11 protein-coding genes are annotated in these 14,902 nt (G+C 65.7%); 7 read left to right on the top strand and 4 right to left on the bottom strand.

Features of this window, described 5'->3' with window-relative positions; genetic code table 11:
* Nucleotides 1–9: 9 nt before the first annotated feature.
* Genes GGQ89_RS05290 through GGQ89_RS05260 form a run of 7 tightly spaced genes read left to right on the top strand, consistent with a single transcriptional unit; the run spans nucleotide 10 to nucleotide 7,187 of the window.
* Nucleotides 10–1,815: an ABC transporter ATP-binding protein/permease gene (locus GGQ89_RS05290; RefSeq protein WP_240456294.1), complete on the top strand. Its 1,806-nt coding sequence runs from the start codon at nucleotides 10–12 to the stop codon at nucleotides 1,813–1,815.
* On the top strand, nucleotides 1,812–3,161 hold the full coding sequence (locus tag GGQ89_RS05285) for a TldD/PmbA family protein (RefSeq protein ID WP_184104639.1): 1,350 nt from the start codon (nucleotides 1,812–1,814) through the stop codon (nucleotides 3,159–3,161). Before GGQ89_RS05290 ends, GGQ89_RS05285 begins: the two co-directional genes overlap by 4 nt.
* The gene (locus tag GGQ89_RS05280) at nucleotides 3,158–4,618 is read left to right on the top strand and encodes a TldD/PmbA family protein (protein ID WP_184104637.1); all 1,461 of its coding nucleotides are present in this window, start codon (nucleotides 3,158–3,160) and stop codon (nucleotides 4,616–4,618) included. Before GGQ89_RS05285 ends, GGQ89_RS05280 begins: the two co-directional genes overlap by 4 nt.
* Nucleotides 4,619–4,648: 30 nt before the next feature.
* On the top strand, nucleotides 4,649–4,972 hold the full coding sequence (trxA, locus tag GGQ89_RS05275) for a thioredoxin (protein ID WP_221238848.1): 324 nt from the start codon (nucleotides 4,649–4,651) through the stop codon (nucleotides 4,970–4,972).
* Nucleotides 4,969–5,862 carry a hypothetical protein gene (locus GGQ89_RS05270; RefSeq protein WP_184104633.1) on the top strand — a complete coding sequence of 298 codons (894 nt, stop codon included), beginning with the start codon at nucleotides 4,969–4,971 and terminating at the stop codon, nucleotides 5,860–5,862. Before trxA ends, GGQ89_RS05270 begins: the two co-directional genes overlap by 4 nt.
* 25 nt (nucleotides 5,863–5,887) lie before the next feature.
* Nucleotides 5,888–6,121, top strand: coding sequence for a hypothetical protein (locus GGQ89_RS19840; RefSeq protein ID WP_206362681.1), 234 nt, complete (start codon nucleotides 5,888–5,890; stop codon nucleotides 6,119–6,121).
* The gene (locus tag GGQ89_RS05260; protein ID WP_184104631.1) at nucleotides 6,111–7,187 is read left to right on the top strand and encodes a PLP-dependent cysteine synthase family protein; all 1,077 of its coding nucleotides are present in this window, start codon (nucleotides 6,111–6,113) and stop codon (nucleotides 7,185–7,187) included. Before GGQ89_RS19840 ends, GGQ89_RS05260 begins: the two co-directional genes overlap by 11 nt.
* 44 nt (nucleotides 7,188–7,231) lie before the next feature.
* Here GGQ89_RS05260 and GGQ89_RS05255 read toward each other — a convergent pair whose 3' ends face one another.
* The 4 genes from GGQ89_RS05255 to GGQ89_RS05240 all read right to left on the bottom strand — a co-directional run bounded on the left by GGQ89_RS05255 (nucleotide 7,232) and on the right by GGQ89_RS05240 (nucleotide 14,686).
* On the bottom strand, nucleotides 7,232–8,257 hold the full coding sequence (locus tag GGQ89_RS05255) for a sensor histidine kinase (protein ID WP_184104629.1): 1,026 nt from the start codon (nucleotides 8,255–8,257) through the stop codon (nucleotides 7,232–7,234).
* Between the two features lie 139 nt (nucleotides 8,258–8,396).
* Nucleotides 8,397–10,157, bottom strand: a complete 1,761-nt coding sequence (locus tag GGQ89_RS05250) for a HAMP domain-containing methyl-accepting chemotaxis protein (RefSeq protein WP_184104627.1) — start codon at nucleotides 10,155–10,157, stop codon at nucleotides 8,397–8,399.
* 320 nt (nucleotides 10,158–10,477) lie between these two features.
* Nucleotides 10,478–11,551 (bottom strand): DUF2332 domain-containing protein, encoded by a 1,074-nt coding sequence (locus tag GGQ89_RS05245; RefSeq protein WP_184104625.1) that lies wholly within the window; start codon nucleotides 11,549–11,551, stop codon nucleotides 10,478–10,480.
* A 93-nt stretch (nucleotides 11,552–11,644) separates the two neighbouring features.
* On the bottom strand, nucleotides 11,645–14,686 hold the full coding sequence (locus GGQ89_RS05240) for a TonB-dependent receptor domain-containing protein (RefSeq protein WP_184104623.1): 3,042 nt from the start codon (nucleotides 14,684–14,686) through the stop codon (nucleotides 11,645–11,647).
* Nucleotides 14,687–14,902: the final 216 nt, after the last annotated feature.

Below are 14,902 nucleotides of genomic sequence, written 5' to 3'. Positions count from 1 at the left end.
TTCCCACCAATGATGCCACCCCCTGCCCATGCCGAGGAGACCCGCCGCGAAGCGGGTCTCCAGCCTGTCCAGCCAGCCGGTGCACGCTGGGCGCATGCCTGGCGGCTGTGCACGCGGTACTTCGTGTCGCAGGACTGGAAATGGGCGTGGTTCCTGGTCGCATGCTATTGCGCGGTCGAGGTCGGGACGACCTATGCCTTCCTGTTGTCCAATACGTGGCAACGGGACTTCTACGATGCGATCGAACGGCGGCAGGGGGCGCAATTCGTGTCGCTGGTCGTGATGTTCATGATGATCGCCGGGCTGGCGATCGGGACGCAGTTCCTGCACAATATCGTCGGCTGGACCCTGTCGATCCGGTGGCGGCACTGGCTGAACGACTGGTATCTCGGTCGCTGGTTCGCGCGGGACCGTTTCTACGAGATCGAGCGGTTGCGCATGATCGACAACCCCGATCAGCGTATCGCCGAGGATGTGCGCGCCTTTACCTCGATGGGCCTGGAATATGGCCAATCGCCGCTCAGCATTGCCATCTCGCTGATCTTCAGCCTGGTGCGGGCGATCGCCTTCGCCACGATCCTGCTGCAAACCTCGTCGCCGCTCGCTATCCCGCTGTTCGGCGATCGTATCCCGCTGCCCGGCGGCGACCTGATCTGGTTCTCGATCGCCTATGTCGTCCTTGGCACGACCGTGATCACCTGGATCGGCAAGCCTTTCGTCCGTCGCAAGATGCGCGAACAACATTATGAGGCCGATTACCGTGCCGGCCTGCTGCACGTCCGCCGCAATGGCGAGCAGATCGCTTTCTCCCATGCGCAGAATATCGAGCAGGACGGGCTGAAGACCGCCTTCGCCAATATCCGCCGCAACTTCTTTCAACTGATGCTGGCCAATGCCGGCCTGAGCGCCGGGCAGGACATTTACCAGCGCACGATGACGGTCGTGCCGCTGTTCCTGACCGTGCCGAAATATTTCGCCGGTGCGATCACCTTCGGACAGGTTCAGGCCGCCCGCGACGCCTTCACCCAGTTTTCGGCAAGCCTGTCCTATATCGTCATGGCCTATCCCGGCATCGCGCGGCAGGTCGCCAACATCAACCGTCTCAAGGCGCTGGATGATGCGATCGATTACGAGCGTCCGCGCGGGATCACCTTCATGCCCGGCGGTACACCCGACGGCGTGGCGATCCGGGTTGAGGGGCTGGAACTTCGCCGCCCCAATGGAGCCCCCTTGATGGCCGTCGCCGACTGGACGGTCCGCGACGGCGAGCGCTGGGTGATCCAGGGGCCGTCCGGCACCGGCAAGACCACACTTCTGCGCGCGATTGCGGGGCTGTGGCCGGACGGAGCGGGCCAGGTGGCGATGACCCGCCGTGGCCGGGCGATGCTGGTGCCGCAACGGCTATACCTGCCGCTGGGCACGCTGAAGGGGGCGGTCTGCTTCCCCGACCGGCCCGAACAGCATGACGACGCGACCGTCCTCGCCCTGCTGGAAAAGGTCGGGCTGAAGGCCCACGGGACCGCCCTGCACGAACTGCGCATGTGGCAGGAGGAGCTGTCGCCCGGCGAGCAGCAGCGTGTCGCGCTGGCCCGCATCCTGTTGAAGCGCCCGACCCTGCTGATCGTCGATGAAGCGACCAGCGCGCTCGATGCCGACAATGCCGCTTTCTTCTACCGGGCCGTGCTCGACGCGATGCCGGACGCCACCATCGTCAGCGTCGTACACAACGAAAAGCTTGCCGCCTATCACACGCATCGCCTGCGCCTGCACCATGGCCATGCGACGGCGGCCGCCATCACCGAGGACGAGGCATGAGCGCGCTCCTGACCCAGGACGAGGCGGACCTGCGCGATGCCGCGACGCGGGCTGTCGAAATCGCGGCGCGGCGCGGCGCGAGCGCGCGCGCCTCGGCGCATCATGAGGGCATTGCCCGGATCGCCGTGCGGCACGGCGAGGTCGAGACTGCCGAGCGCAGCGGGACGCAAGTCTTGGGGCTGACCGTCTTCCATCAGGGACGGCGCGGAGTGGCCTCTACCGCCAGCTTCGATCCGGCGGCGATCGAACGACTGGTGGACGAGGCGATGATGATCGCCCAGCATGTCCAGCCGGACCCGGACGGCGGTCTGCCGCCAGCGCACAGCCTTGCCTATACGGGCATTTCGCCCTTGCTCTACGCCGAAAGCCCGCGCGATCCCGATACGCTGCTGACCGCCGCGATGCTGGCCGATCGGATCGCCAGCGAGGTGGCAGGGGCCGATCCCCGGCTTCGCGTCGGCGAGTCCGTGGCGGTCGCGACCGAAGGACTGTGGGCGCTGGCGACCAGCGACGGCTTCTGCCGTAGTATCCGGCGCTCGAATGACGGGCGCTGGTCGGTGATGCTGGCGCAGGACGGGGGCGGCAGCACGTCGGCTTTCTGCCAGTCGCAGGAGCGGAGCGTCGACGCCCTGGCCCTGCCCGAGCAATTGGTACGCACCGCCGCCGATCGCGCCCGCGCGGCGCTGGGGGCACGGGCCATCGCCAGTCGGCGTTGCCCGGTGCTGTTCGCCCCGCGCACGGCGATGTCGCTGGTCTCCGACCTGGCAGGGGCGTTGACCGGCATAGCGCAGTTTCGCGGCATGACCTTCCTGCGCGCGCCGCTCGGCCAGCGCGTCGCGGCCTCTCATCTCAATCTGACCGAGGACCCGTTCGAGCCGCTGGGATTGGCGAGCGGTCCGTTCGACAGCGAGGGGATCGCCGGATCGGCCCGTCCTATCCTGCGCGACGGGGTGGTCGAGGGGCTGTTCCTGTCGAGCGTCTCGGGACGCAAGCTGGGCATGGCGTCGACCGGCAATGCCGATGGTTTCTACAATCTGCGCCTGACCAGCAGCGCGCCGGGCGGCGACTGGCCAGCGATGCTGCGGATGCTGGGTACGGGCTTGGTCGTGACCGAATTTCAGGGCGGCAAGACCGATCCGGCCAGTGGCAATTGGACCCAGGCGATCAAGGGGCTGTGGGTCGAGGGGGGCGAGGTCGTCCACCCCGTCACCGACGTGACGCTGGCGGGCCAGATGCCCGCGATGCTGAACGGCATCCGCGCGGTCGGCGACGATGTCGAGCGGCAGGGCGCGCTGCGCACTGGATCGATCCTGATCGACGAGATGCAGGTGGGAGGAAAGGCATGAACGGCGGCGCACTGGCGCTCGTCCGCGCGCGTACCGTGCTGCTTGGTCCGGCGGGGCATGATGAGGCGGCGATCGGTCGTGCGCTGGGCGAACTGGCGGGCGGCGGCGCGGATCTGGCCGACCTGTATTTCGAGACGACGGCGATGCGCAGTTGGCGGCTGGAGGGCGGTCGGGTCACCCAGGGCGGCTTTTCGATGCGGCAGGGCGTCGGCGCCCGGGCGGCGCATGGCGGGCAGGTGAGCTTCGCCCACTCCGCCGACATGCGCGAGGGGGCGCTGCTCGACACGGTACGCGCGGTCCGCACGCTGGCGCGGCACGGCGATGCGGGGCGGTATGGGCAGGGTATCGCTCTGACCCGGACCCCGGCTGGCCATCATCTCTATCCGGCGATCGAGACGGTGGCGGTCGAGGATGCGGCGGCGTGGATCGCCCTGTTGACGCGGATCGACGAACTCGCCCGGATGCAGGACGGTCGCATCGTTCAGGTCGACGCCAATGTCCGGGCGACCGACACGACGATCCTGGTCGCCGAGGCGGACGGGCTGCTGGCCGGGGACGTGCGGCCGATGACCATCCTGTCGCTAGTCGTAATCGCGGAACAGGATGGTCGCCGCGCACGGGGACAGGCGGGACTGGGGCGGCGTACCGGATTGGGCGGGTTCGACGCCGCATCAGTCGACCGGATGGTCGCAGCAGCGGCCAATATGGCGCTGAACAATCTCGATGCCATCCCTGCGCCGGTGGGCCAGATGCCGGTGGTCCTGGGACCGGGCTATCCCGGCGTGCTGTTCCATGAGGCAGTGGGCCACGGGCTGGAGGGCGATCATCACCGCAAGCACCTCTCCGCCTTCGACGGCAAGGTCGGCGAGCGGATTGCGGCACCCGGCGTGACGGTGATCGACGATGGCGGCCTTTCCGGGCGGCTGGGATCGCTGGGCATTGATGACGAGGGCACGCCGCCCGACCGCACCGTACTGGTCGAGGACGGGGTGCTGACCGGTTTGATGCAGGACCGGCTGAACGCCGGGCTGATGAACGCGCGCTCGACGGGCAATGGCCGTCGCCAGTCCTATGCGCATCTGCCCATGCCGCGCATGACCAACACCTTCCTGGCGAACGGCACGGCCGATCCGGCCGATATCATCGCCTCCATCGATCGCGGCATCTATGCGACCGAATTCGACGGCGGGCAGGTCGATATCGTCACCGGCCGTTTCAACTTCACCACGATCGAGGCGTGGCTGGTCGAGAAGGGGCGGCTGGTCGCCCCGGTGCGTGGTGCGACATTGATCGGCGTCGGGCATGAAGCGCTGCGCCACATTTCCATGATCGGCAACGATCTGGCCTTCGATACCGGCATGGCGACCTGCGGCAAGCAGGGCCAGTCGCTCCATGTCAGCGTCGGCCAGCCCACTCTCCGCATCGACCGCATGATGGTCGGCGGACAGGCCGGCTGATCCCCCCAATTCCAGACAAGGACAGTGATGATGCGTAATGCCACCGAGCAGGATTTCGACGAGATCGTCATGCAGAACGACAAGCCCGTGCTGGTCGATTTCTGGGCCCCCTGGTGCGGGCCTTGCAAGGCGCTGGCCCCGACGCTCGACGAACTCGCGGAGGAATATGCCGACGAGATCGACATCGTGAAGGTCAATATTGACGAAAATCCCAAGCTCGCCGAACGGTTCGAGGTGCGCGGCATTCCGCTGCTGCTGATCGTCAAGGACGGTGCGGAAGCCGCGCGCGCGTTCGGCACCATGTCGCGCAGCCGTCTCGACGCCTTTGTCGATGCGAATGTGAGCGCGGCGTGATGGTCGATGCTATCGCTTTCCATGGTGATCCGGCGATCAAGGCGCGAGCCCAGGCACAGCTGAGGCGACATGTCGCGGCGGGCAGTTTCGTCTATTTTCCGGCCTGGGACGACGGCAAGGCCAATGCGATCGGCGCCGTGGTCGAGGCGGACGACACGTCCGCCTATGCGGCTAGGCTCGGCTATCCGATTGCCTTGGTCGAAACCCTGCCCATGATCATCAACGGCTTCCGGCCGCTTGCCGAAGCCGCCCGCTTTGCCGAGGCCTGGCTGGCACGCACGCCGGTCGGCGGTGATCTGTCCGCCGTCGTGTCGCGGATGATCCTCGCCCTGCTGGCCAGGCCGCGCCTGTGCGAGATCACCCGCCGCCATCCGGCAATGGAAGAATGCCGCCTCACCATCATCGACTTGCATCGTTGCGTGGTCGAGGGGGACGAACCGGACCGCAAGCAATGGAAGGCGGCTCGCCTCGCTGCGGTAGCGGCGACCGATGCCCTTGGCGACGACGTGCTGGACCGCGCGGCGGGCAGCACGGTGGAGTCGGCGGCCTGGCCCGGCACGATGCGGACGGTGCTGCGTGATACGCTGAACGCGACGGGCGCGCTCAACCTGCGCGTGGCACTGGCCGAGATCGGCTGGACGCCGGAGGAGGAAAGTCGCGTGTTCCAAATTCGCGAACAGGCCGAGAAGGACGCATACAAGGCGGAGTTCGAGGGGCTTGCACGCGTCCATGCGATCCTCGACGCCGACCATCCCGAACTCGCCGAGCGCTTCCGCCAGCGATGCGAACGGCTGGATAAAGCAAATGAGACCTATGTCGCGGCGGGCTGGACGGCGATCGAGATGATCGAGGCCGCACCGGTCGTCGCGGCCCAGGCCGTGGAGGCGTAACGTGCAAGGGGGGCAGGGGGTGGATGTGCGGCACAGCAAGGTCCTCATCATCGGCTCGGGCCCGGCGGGCAATATAGCGGGTGTCTATGCCGCCCGGGCCGCGCTGTCGCCGAAGCTGATCGAGGGGGCACTCTGCACCGAGGCCCTTTCGCACGGTGCCAGGTCCCCGGCCGCCGGGAGCTTCCGCGGCTTTCGCGGACGAGACGTCGATCCGCAGGCAATGTTGGCGCGCCATGGACTGACGATCGATGCGCGCTGATCGCGATGCCGAGGCCGTCCGGCGCTGGCAGTCGGAGGCGATCCACCGGATCGAGGCGGACTATAACCGTTCGGCCGACACGCACCTGATCCGGGTCGACCTGCCCCGCTATCCGGGGATCACGCTCTATCTGAAGGATGAGAGTAGCCATCCGACCGGCAGCCTGAAGCATCGGCTGGCGCGCTCGCTGTTCCTGTACGCGCTGTGCAATGGCTGGATCGGGCCGGACACCTGCGTCATCGAATCGTCCTCCGGCTCGACGGCGGTCAGCGAAGCCTATTTCGCCAAGATGCTGGGCCTGCGCTTCATCGCGGTGGTCCCCGCCTCGACCGCTGCGCCCAAGCTGGATGCGATCCGTTTCCATGGCGGCGAGATCCACACGGTCGACGATCCGCGCACCGTGTACGACGTCTCCAACGCCCTGGCTGCGGAGACGGGCGGTCATTATCTCGACCAGTTCACCTATGCCGAGCGGGCGACCGACTGGCGCGGCAACAACAATATCGCCGAGAGCATCTTTGCACAGATGTCGGCGGAGGAATATCCCGTCCCCGAATGGATCGTCTGCGGCGCGGGAACGGGCGGCACCTCGGCGACGATCGGGCGGTACATCGCCTATCAGCGGCACGGCACCCGGCTCTGCGTCGCGGACCCGGTCCATTCGGTGTTCCACCGGCACTTCGCCGACCGCCGGGCACTGTCGCTGCCCGAAGGTTGCGGCAGTTGCATCGAGGGGATCGGGCGTCCGCGTGTCGAGCCCAGCTTCATCCCCTCGGTGATCGACCGGATGATCGCGGTCGAGGATGCCGCCAGCATCGGTGCGATGCGCGCGCTTTCCCGCCGGTTGGGACGCCGGGTGGGTGGTTCGACCGGGACCAATCTTGTCGCTGTGGCCCAATTGCTGGAGGACATGGCGGCGCGGGGAGTTGTCGGTTCGATCGTCACCATCCTGTGCGATGGCGGCGAGCGTTACGGCTGCACCTATTATGACGACCAGTGGCTCGATGCGCGCGGGCTCGACTGGCATGCGCAGGAAGCAGCGTTCAGTGCCATGTTCGGCGCGTAATGCGATGATGCAGGATGTTGGCGGTCATCCGTGCGAGTGTGTGATTATGGGTGTCCGCTCTGGCCATCGGGCAATGTCAGGCGCAGGATCGTCCCCGCCGAGGGGCCGTTTTCGACGCTCAATTCCGCTCCCATCTGCTTGGCCAGGCTTCGCACCAGTTTCAGGCCGAGGCTGTTCGAGCCCTGAAGGTCGAACCCCGGCGGCAGGCCTGCGCCATCGTCGATCACGCAGAGTGCGATGACGTCGTCCTGACGGGTGAGGGTGACGACCAACTGCCCGAACTCGCGATTGGCAAAGCCATGTTCCATCGCATTGGCGATGCCCTCCGCCATGATGAGCGCAAGCGGGATCGCCGCATCCGGTGAGAGGCGCAGTCCGGGAACCGCCTCGATCCGGTGGATGATGCCGGGTTTCGTGTCGGCGGCGAACAGGTCCGCCATCAGGTCCCGCAGGAAGATGTCCAGCGGCACCTGCTCGCCCGTCGTCGCGTAGAGCTGCCGCTGGATGCGCCCAATGAGCTGCAGCTTCGTGGAGGCGTCGGCCAGGACCATGCGCGCGATCGGATCGACGACCTGCCGCTGCTGCAGCGACAGCATGGCGCCGACCATCTGGATGTTGTTCGAGACCCGGTGCTGCAACTCGCTGAAAAGCAATTCGGTGCGTTCGGCCAGTTGTCGCTGTTCCGCCGCCAGCCGCGACGATCGCTGGTTGGCACGCTGCATGGCGTCGACAAGACCGATATCGACCGCCACGACACCCGCATAGAAGCCCAAGGCGACGAGCGTGCGCGGCTCAAAATCGAAGCTGTTGGCGGGCGGTATGAAGAAATACCAGGCGAGCAGACCGCAGACGATGGCCGACAGCGTTCCCGGGCCGCGCCCGAACAGGAAGGATGAAATGATGACGGCCGGGAAGAACGTCAGATAGGGAAAGCCCGGCGGAAAGGCCGGATCCAGTGTCCAGCGTATCCACCAGGCAATCGCCGAAAGCGCCAGCGCCACGGAATAGGCCAGCGCCCTGCGCTCGCCAAGTAGCGGCAATTGCTCTAAAATCCGGCGCTTTGAGTCCATATGCCGTCCACATCCTCCTGTGTGAGCTTCTCCTGCGCGATCCCCGCATCAGTTGCAAATGCAGGTTAACACGGCATTGCCGTCATGGCGTTGATCAGGAAACGCAAATCAGCCGTGGTGGGCGGCCGCTCGCGCTCTATCAGGCGGCGTATCGGGACGCGTGGCCATACTCCGTCCGGTATTGCGGGGAGGCCGCAGAGGCATGCTGCGCGGCCGCATCTACGTTGAAGCGCATCACCGAGGCCATCAGCGTCCCACACTCCTGCGCCAGCAGGCTGGCGGCGGCCGTCGATTCCTCGACCATCGCGGCATTTTGTTGCGTGACCGAATCGATCTCGCCGATCGCGATGTTGACCTGACCCAGGCTGTGGGCCTGCTGTTCGGAGGACCGCGCGATGACGTCGACCACGGTGCTGACGTCGGACACCTTGCCGATGATCCGTTGCAGGGCATTGCCGGTCTCGTCGACCAGTACCACGCCCGAACGGACATGTTCGATCGCCGAGAGAATGCGCGCCTTGACGTCGGATGCCGCATCGGCCGAGCGCTGCGCCAGTGCGCGGACCTCGGAGGCGACGACGGCGAAGCCCTTGCCCGCGTCACCGGCCCGCGCCGCTTCGACGCCCGCGTTGAGGGCGAGCAGGTTCGTCTGGAAGGCGATGCCGTCGATGACGGTGATGATATCGACGATCTCGCGGCTGGCCTGGTCGATGCCGTTCATCGCGGTGATCGACTTGGCGACGATCTGCCCGCCCTTTTCGGCTTCGTCGCGGGCCTCGGTCACGGCACGGTTCGCCTGGCTGGCGCTGGCCGCCCCTTCGCGAACGCCTTGCGTGATCTCGCCGACCGCTGCGGCGGTTTCCCGCAGGCTGGCCGCCTGCTGCTCGCTGCGCGCCGACAGATTGTCGGTCGCCTGGCGGATTTCCTCGATATTCGAGCGGATGGAGCCGGCGCTGCCGCGAACGTCGCTGGTCAGGCCCGAAAGGTTCTGGACGGCGCGATTGAAGTCGGCCGCCAGCTGATGGAAGGCGGACGGCAGGTCCGTCAGGCGGACGGTCAGGTCCGCTTCCGACAGGCGATGCAGGCCGGAGCCGATTTCCTGCAAGGCCAGCTCGCGCTCACGGTCGTCGCTCACCTTGGCCTTGGCCGCGTCGCGGAAGACGACGACGGCGCGGGCCATGTCGCCCAGTTCATCCCCGCGCTCGCTGCCCGGCACATCGATGTCGTTGCGACCGCGCGCCAGCTCGGCCATCAGGCGGGTGAGGGTGGTGATCGGCCGTGCGATGCTGCGGCTGAGCAGCATCTGAAGGGTGATGACGACGCCGATCAGCATCACGCCGCCAAGCACCAAGGCGATGATGGCGGTGCTGATCGCGTTTTCCTGCGATGCGGCATTGCTGGCGATCGCCGCCGTTTCCTGGTCGCGAATGGCCCGGAGGGGCAGCACGATGTCGCTGGTCAGCACGGCTTTGCCCGCGTCACGAACGGCCTGTTGCGCTTCGTCGCGCCGCCCGTCCTTGACCCAATCGGTCAGACGGTCGCTCCATGTCCGCCGCCACTTGGCCTTTTCGGCATTGGACTTGGCAAGCAACGCCAACTCGGCCGAGTCGTCCAGCATCGCGTTCAGTTCGCGGCTGGTGGTGTCATATTCCTTGCGGGCTTCCTCGTAGGATTTGAGATAGCTCTTATCCGCTGTGACGAGGAAACCGCGCAACTGGCTGTTCTCTCGCAGAATCGATGTCTCGAGCGTCAGTGCCTTGGCATAGACTTCCTGGGCGTGGTTGTTGCGCGCCGTCGCGTTTTTGATTTCCCAGATGTTCACGAAGAACACGATCGTCATGACCGCGGCCGACAGGCTGACGATCAGGAACGATACACCCAGTTTCTTGGGGATGTTCATGTTCGTGAGCATTATGCGTTTCTCTCAACAAGTCGGACGAGGGACGATAAGCGCGAATTCATTGAGTTATCGTTATCGAGGACAGGCGGACTGGGCCGATCACGCGGCGCATCGAAGGGCGCTGACAGGACGGCGAGAGGATCAGTCGCGGTCATGGATTCGGCTTTGAAAAGTATCGCCAAATGCACTGGCGCAGTCGTCGTCGCGCAATGTCCAATCCCCCCGGTCCCACATGAAACATTGGTTTCGTCGGACAATTGCTAGAACCGCAAAGTTAAGGATGGGTGAAGCGTGTAACCATTATCGTGACGAATAGTTTGTCAGTTCGTCAGCCAGTGAATCCACGCGCCATAAGGATGGCAATGCGCCAGCACGCGGTCTTGACCGTCGGGCCAGGACCGCAGGCGAAGCTCGACCCGCTCGCGCGCCAGGTCCCATTCGAAACCGATCGAGGCGAACGGCCTCGTCGCGGTCGCGGACGCCCCGGCTTCGTTCAGGGTCGCCTCTATCCGGGCGCGGTCTTCGGCGCTGAGATATTGCAGAACCATCGAATGCAGGACGACGCGGTGGCGGCCGTCCGGCGCAGGAGCGGCAAGCTGTGCCGTCAGCCAGGATGCGGCATCGCCGGTATCGAGCCGGGGCGGATGCCGGCGCGCGATTGCCAGAGCCCGGTCCAGGCGCTCGGCCCGCTCGGGCTGGTCGGCGAAAATGAAGGATGCCAGCCGCTCGCAGGCCGCCGGATCATTGACGTCGAGCGGGTGGAGATCGACGCCCAGCGCCTGACGGACGGTCACGGCGGCATCGGGGGGCGGGGGGCCACGCCATTCGGGCGCGATCCGCACCAGCGAGTCCGGCGCACCCGTCCGGACGCCACCCAGATCATAGGCATAGCGGGACAGGTTGAGGTTCAGTCCGGCGCTCGCCCCGATTTCGAACAGATCGAAATCATGGCCATGATCCTGCGCCAGGACCATCAGGGCGGCGTACAAGGCCGCCGCGCGGCCGATCTCGTTGGTCTGCGGCACACGCAGCAACCAGTCGACCAGAAATTCGTCATGCGCCGCCAGCGCCAGGGCGACCGCCTCGTCGAAGCGGTCATGGTCCCCGGCATAGAGGGCGGCCAATTGCGGCTCGACACCGCGCCTCGCCAGCGCATGCAGGGCGGCGTTGATCCGCATCGCGATCGCGGAGGAGGCGGCGGTGCTGCCCCAGGAGCGGATCAGCGCGGCGCTGAGCGGTGCCTTGTCGAGCTGCCGGTCGACCGCGGCCAGCAGGTCGGCGACAAAGGGCGTGCCGATCGCCCGCATCACCAGCGACTGTCGGTACAATTCGCTGGGCTGGGCGGTCGGATTGTCCGATCCCGGATACATGGTCTTGGAACGCTCCGGCTGCATCGGTCGCCTATGACGCCGCAATAGGTAGGATGGCAATACGCGCCGGGACGACGGCGAAGTCGGTCCCGGCGCGCATCACCCGGTCAGGCCGGATCAGAAGTTGAAGTTCGCACCGGCGCTGAAGTTGCGACCGACCAGACCGGCATAATGCCAGCTGCTCAGATAGTTGGGATTGCTGGCATAGGCCCCCGCCGCCAGCGGAGCGCGGGCATTGGTCAGGTTCTGGATGTTGAAGAAGAAGCGGAAGTCGTCATTGACCCGAACGCCGATGTTCAGATCGGTGTAGATGAACGGGCGGATGAAGCACTGGTTGTTCACATCGCTGCCCGCGATGATAGGCACCAGCGTGTTCTTGCATGACAGGTCGATCACGCCGTTGGTTGGCTGAATGCGATCGGCCGCCACCTGCTTGATCCGTCCGACATAATAGGTCGTGCTGGTCAGCGAAAAATTGCCGACTTCGATCGTGTTCTGCCAGTTGCCACGGATGCGCGGCGTGCCGCCGCCCGAGGACAGTTCGTACGGCCCGAGCGTACCCGCATATTTCTGCACGACGCCCGCCGGGGTGACGAGGTCGAGGCGAAGGACGCGGGTGACGTCGACGCGGCTGATCAGCTTGACGCCATTGTCGAACTGGAAGTTCGCATTGGCCTGCATGTCGATGCCCGAGCTGACCATGTAGTTGGCGTTGACGTAAGGAACGTCGAACACCAGCAGGCGGGGCAGGGCATTCGGGTTCACGGGGTCGACCCCGTCGAGGACGTTGCACTTATAGCCCGGACCCACCTTCGCGAGCGCCGCGCATCCGTCGGTCGCATTGGTCTGGCCGTAATAGGCGTTGATCGCCTCGGCGCGCAGCGGTCCGCTGACGATCAGGTTCGACTTGCGGATATTGTAATAGTCGACCGTGACGTTCAGCCAGCGCGTCGGGTTGACGATCGTCCCCACGGTGAAGCTGCGCGACACTTCGGGCAGGATGTCCGGATTGCCCTGGGCGCCGCTGCCGATATTGTACGAGGTCGTATAGGCCGGGCTGCCCGGATGCGCCGCGATGAAGCTGGCGGGCGGGGTGAAGGACGAGAAGCCCGCATAGCTGCTCGCCGGGTTGTATTCCGCAAAAGTCGGCGCGCGGAAGCCCTGCGAATAGGTGGCGCGCAGCGAGAACTCGCGGACCGGGGTGAACTTGGCACCCACCTTCGGCGAGAAGTGGCTATAGCCCTGCGAATAGTGATCGTAGCGGCCCGACACGTTCAGGTCGAACGAGCGCGCGAAGGGCGCGTCGATCTCGAAGAACCCGGCGGTCACGGTCTGACGACCCTGGGCCGACGAGGTGTTCAGGCCGTAATAGGACAGATCCGCATTCTGGTTGCGGTTCATCAGCGTCTCGCGACGGACCTGGAAACCGCCGCCGACATTCAGGTCGCCGCCCGGCAGCTCCATCAGCGACTTCAGCAGCGAACCGCCGATCGTCGCCACCGTCGAGTAGGACGGGGTGGTCCGCTCCGGCGAGATCTGATTGCGGATGGCCTGCGTGTTCTGCTCCGGATTGACGAAGTTGTACGCGCCGGTGTTGACCGCGTTCAGCAGGCCCTGGATGTTGATGAAGCCGCGCTGCGTGACCGCGAAATTGTCACGGGCATAGACGCCGTTCAGGCGGAACTTGAAGCCATCGCCCAGATCGCCCGAAATGCCATAGGTCGCGCGGAACACGTCGACATAACGGTGGCTGCCGGCGGGAATGTCGCCGAACAGATAATAGATGCGCGCGGCATTCTGCGTCGGGTCGGCACCGGCCACGGCATAGGGGTTGTTCGGGTTCAGACGGCGATCCGCGGCGGTGGCGCAGTTCACGCCTGCGGCGCAGACATACATGGGCAGGACGATGCCCGGGCTGGTCGACGCGAGCGCCGCCGAGCCGCCGAACGGCTGGGTCTGGCGGATGCCCGACGGGGTGCCGCGAATATCGACTTCGGAATGCGAGTAGCTGCCGCTGGCAAAGGCTTCCCAGCCCTCGGCGATGCGGACGTTCAGGCGCGCCGTGGTCGAATAACGCTGCTGGCGGGGCTGGATGATCGAATATTCGGCAGGCAGGTTATGCTTGCAACCGGTGCCCTGCGCCGAGCCCGAGGTCACGGTGAAGGTGCCGAAGGGGCACGCATTCGGGTTGAGCAGCACATACTGGTTGGTCAGCGGCGAGCCGACCTGACCCGCCAGCGGATTGTTGAGGTCGGTCTGTCGGACGCGGGTGACGACCGCTTGCGGATTGGCCGCCAGCAGCGAGTCGTCGTTGCGGTTGCGATCCTGCAGGCCGCTGGGGCTCAGGTCCAGCGTGTTGAACGGATAGCCGCGCGAGTTGTTGGTGATGTACCCGTCATAGGTGTATTCACCATTGACGTAGAAGTTGAAGCCCTGCTCGCGATAGTCGCCGAACCCGGCGGTCAGCGTGGCGCGATAGTGCGCGCCGTCGGCCTTTTCGGTGGTGCCCCCCTGGACCGAGCCCGAAATGCCCTGGACGTTCTTCTTGCTGATCAGATTGACCACGCCGCCGATCGCGTCGGCGCCATAGGTCGAGGATGCGCCGTCCTTCAGCACTTCGACGCGCTCGATGGTGCTGAACGGGATCGAGTTCAGGTCGACATAGGCGTTGTGGCCGTCATCGTTCAGCGGGAAGTTCGCATTGCGCAGGCCGTCGATCAGGACGACGGTCGACGACACGCCCAGACCACGCAGCGACACCGCCGCGCCACCGGCCGAGAAGCCGTTGCGGAAGCCGGTCGAGATCGAACCTGCGCTGTCGGCGGAGACCGAACGGATGGCGTCCTGTGCGGTGGTGATGTTGGCGCGCAGCATCACGTTCGAGTTCACCACGGTCACGGGCGAGATCGAGCTGGCGTTGGAATCGCGGAACAGCGTGCCGGTGACGACGACGGTCGTGCCTTCGGCCGTGGCGGGCGCGGGGGCGGTCCGCTTGATCTGGACATCCTGCTCGGCGGTGGCGGCTGCGGTCGCGCTCTGGTCGGCGGCATCGGCAGGCTGGGCCGGTGCTGCCTCCTGCGCAAAGGCCGGGGTCGCGATCGCGGTCAGCAAGGCCGCCGTCGAAATCCCAAGGCGCAGTTTACCAAATGCGGAATTCATCGAAGTCACTTAGCAATTCCCCCTCTGACGCAGCAGCGACTGTGGTCGCCGGTGTTCCACTCGCCAAGAACCGGCGCTGCGATGACCGGCCGCCTATCACCCGTGAAGTTACCGGGTGGTTAAAGGTAAGCATGGCTGTGACGATATTGGTCATTTCTGGGGTGACCGTAAAATTGCGTCGGCAGGTCTTGGGGAATCCTTTGCCAAGGATACTGG

Source organism: Sphingomonas yabuuchiae (genome assembly GCF_014199595.1).
GTDB classification, from domain to species: Bacteria; Pseudomonadota; Alphaproteobacteria; order Sphingomonadales; family Sphingomonadaceae; genus Sphingomonas; species Sphingomonas yabuuchiae.
Note: the sequence above shows the minus strand (reverse complement) of the source record. Positions and strands in the feature narration are given on the sequence as shown.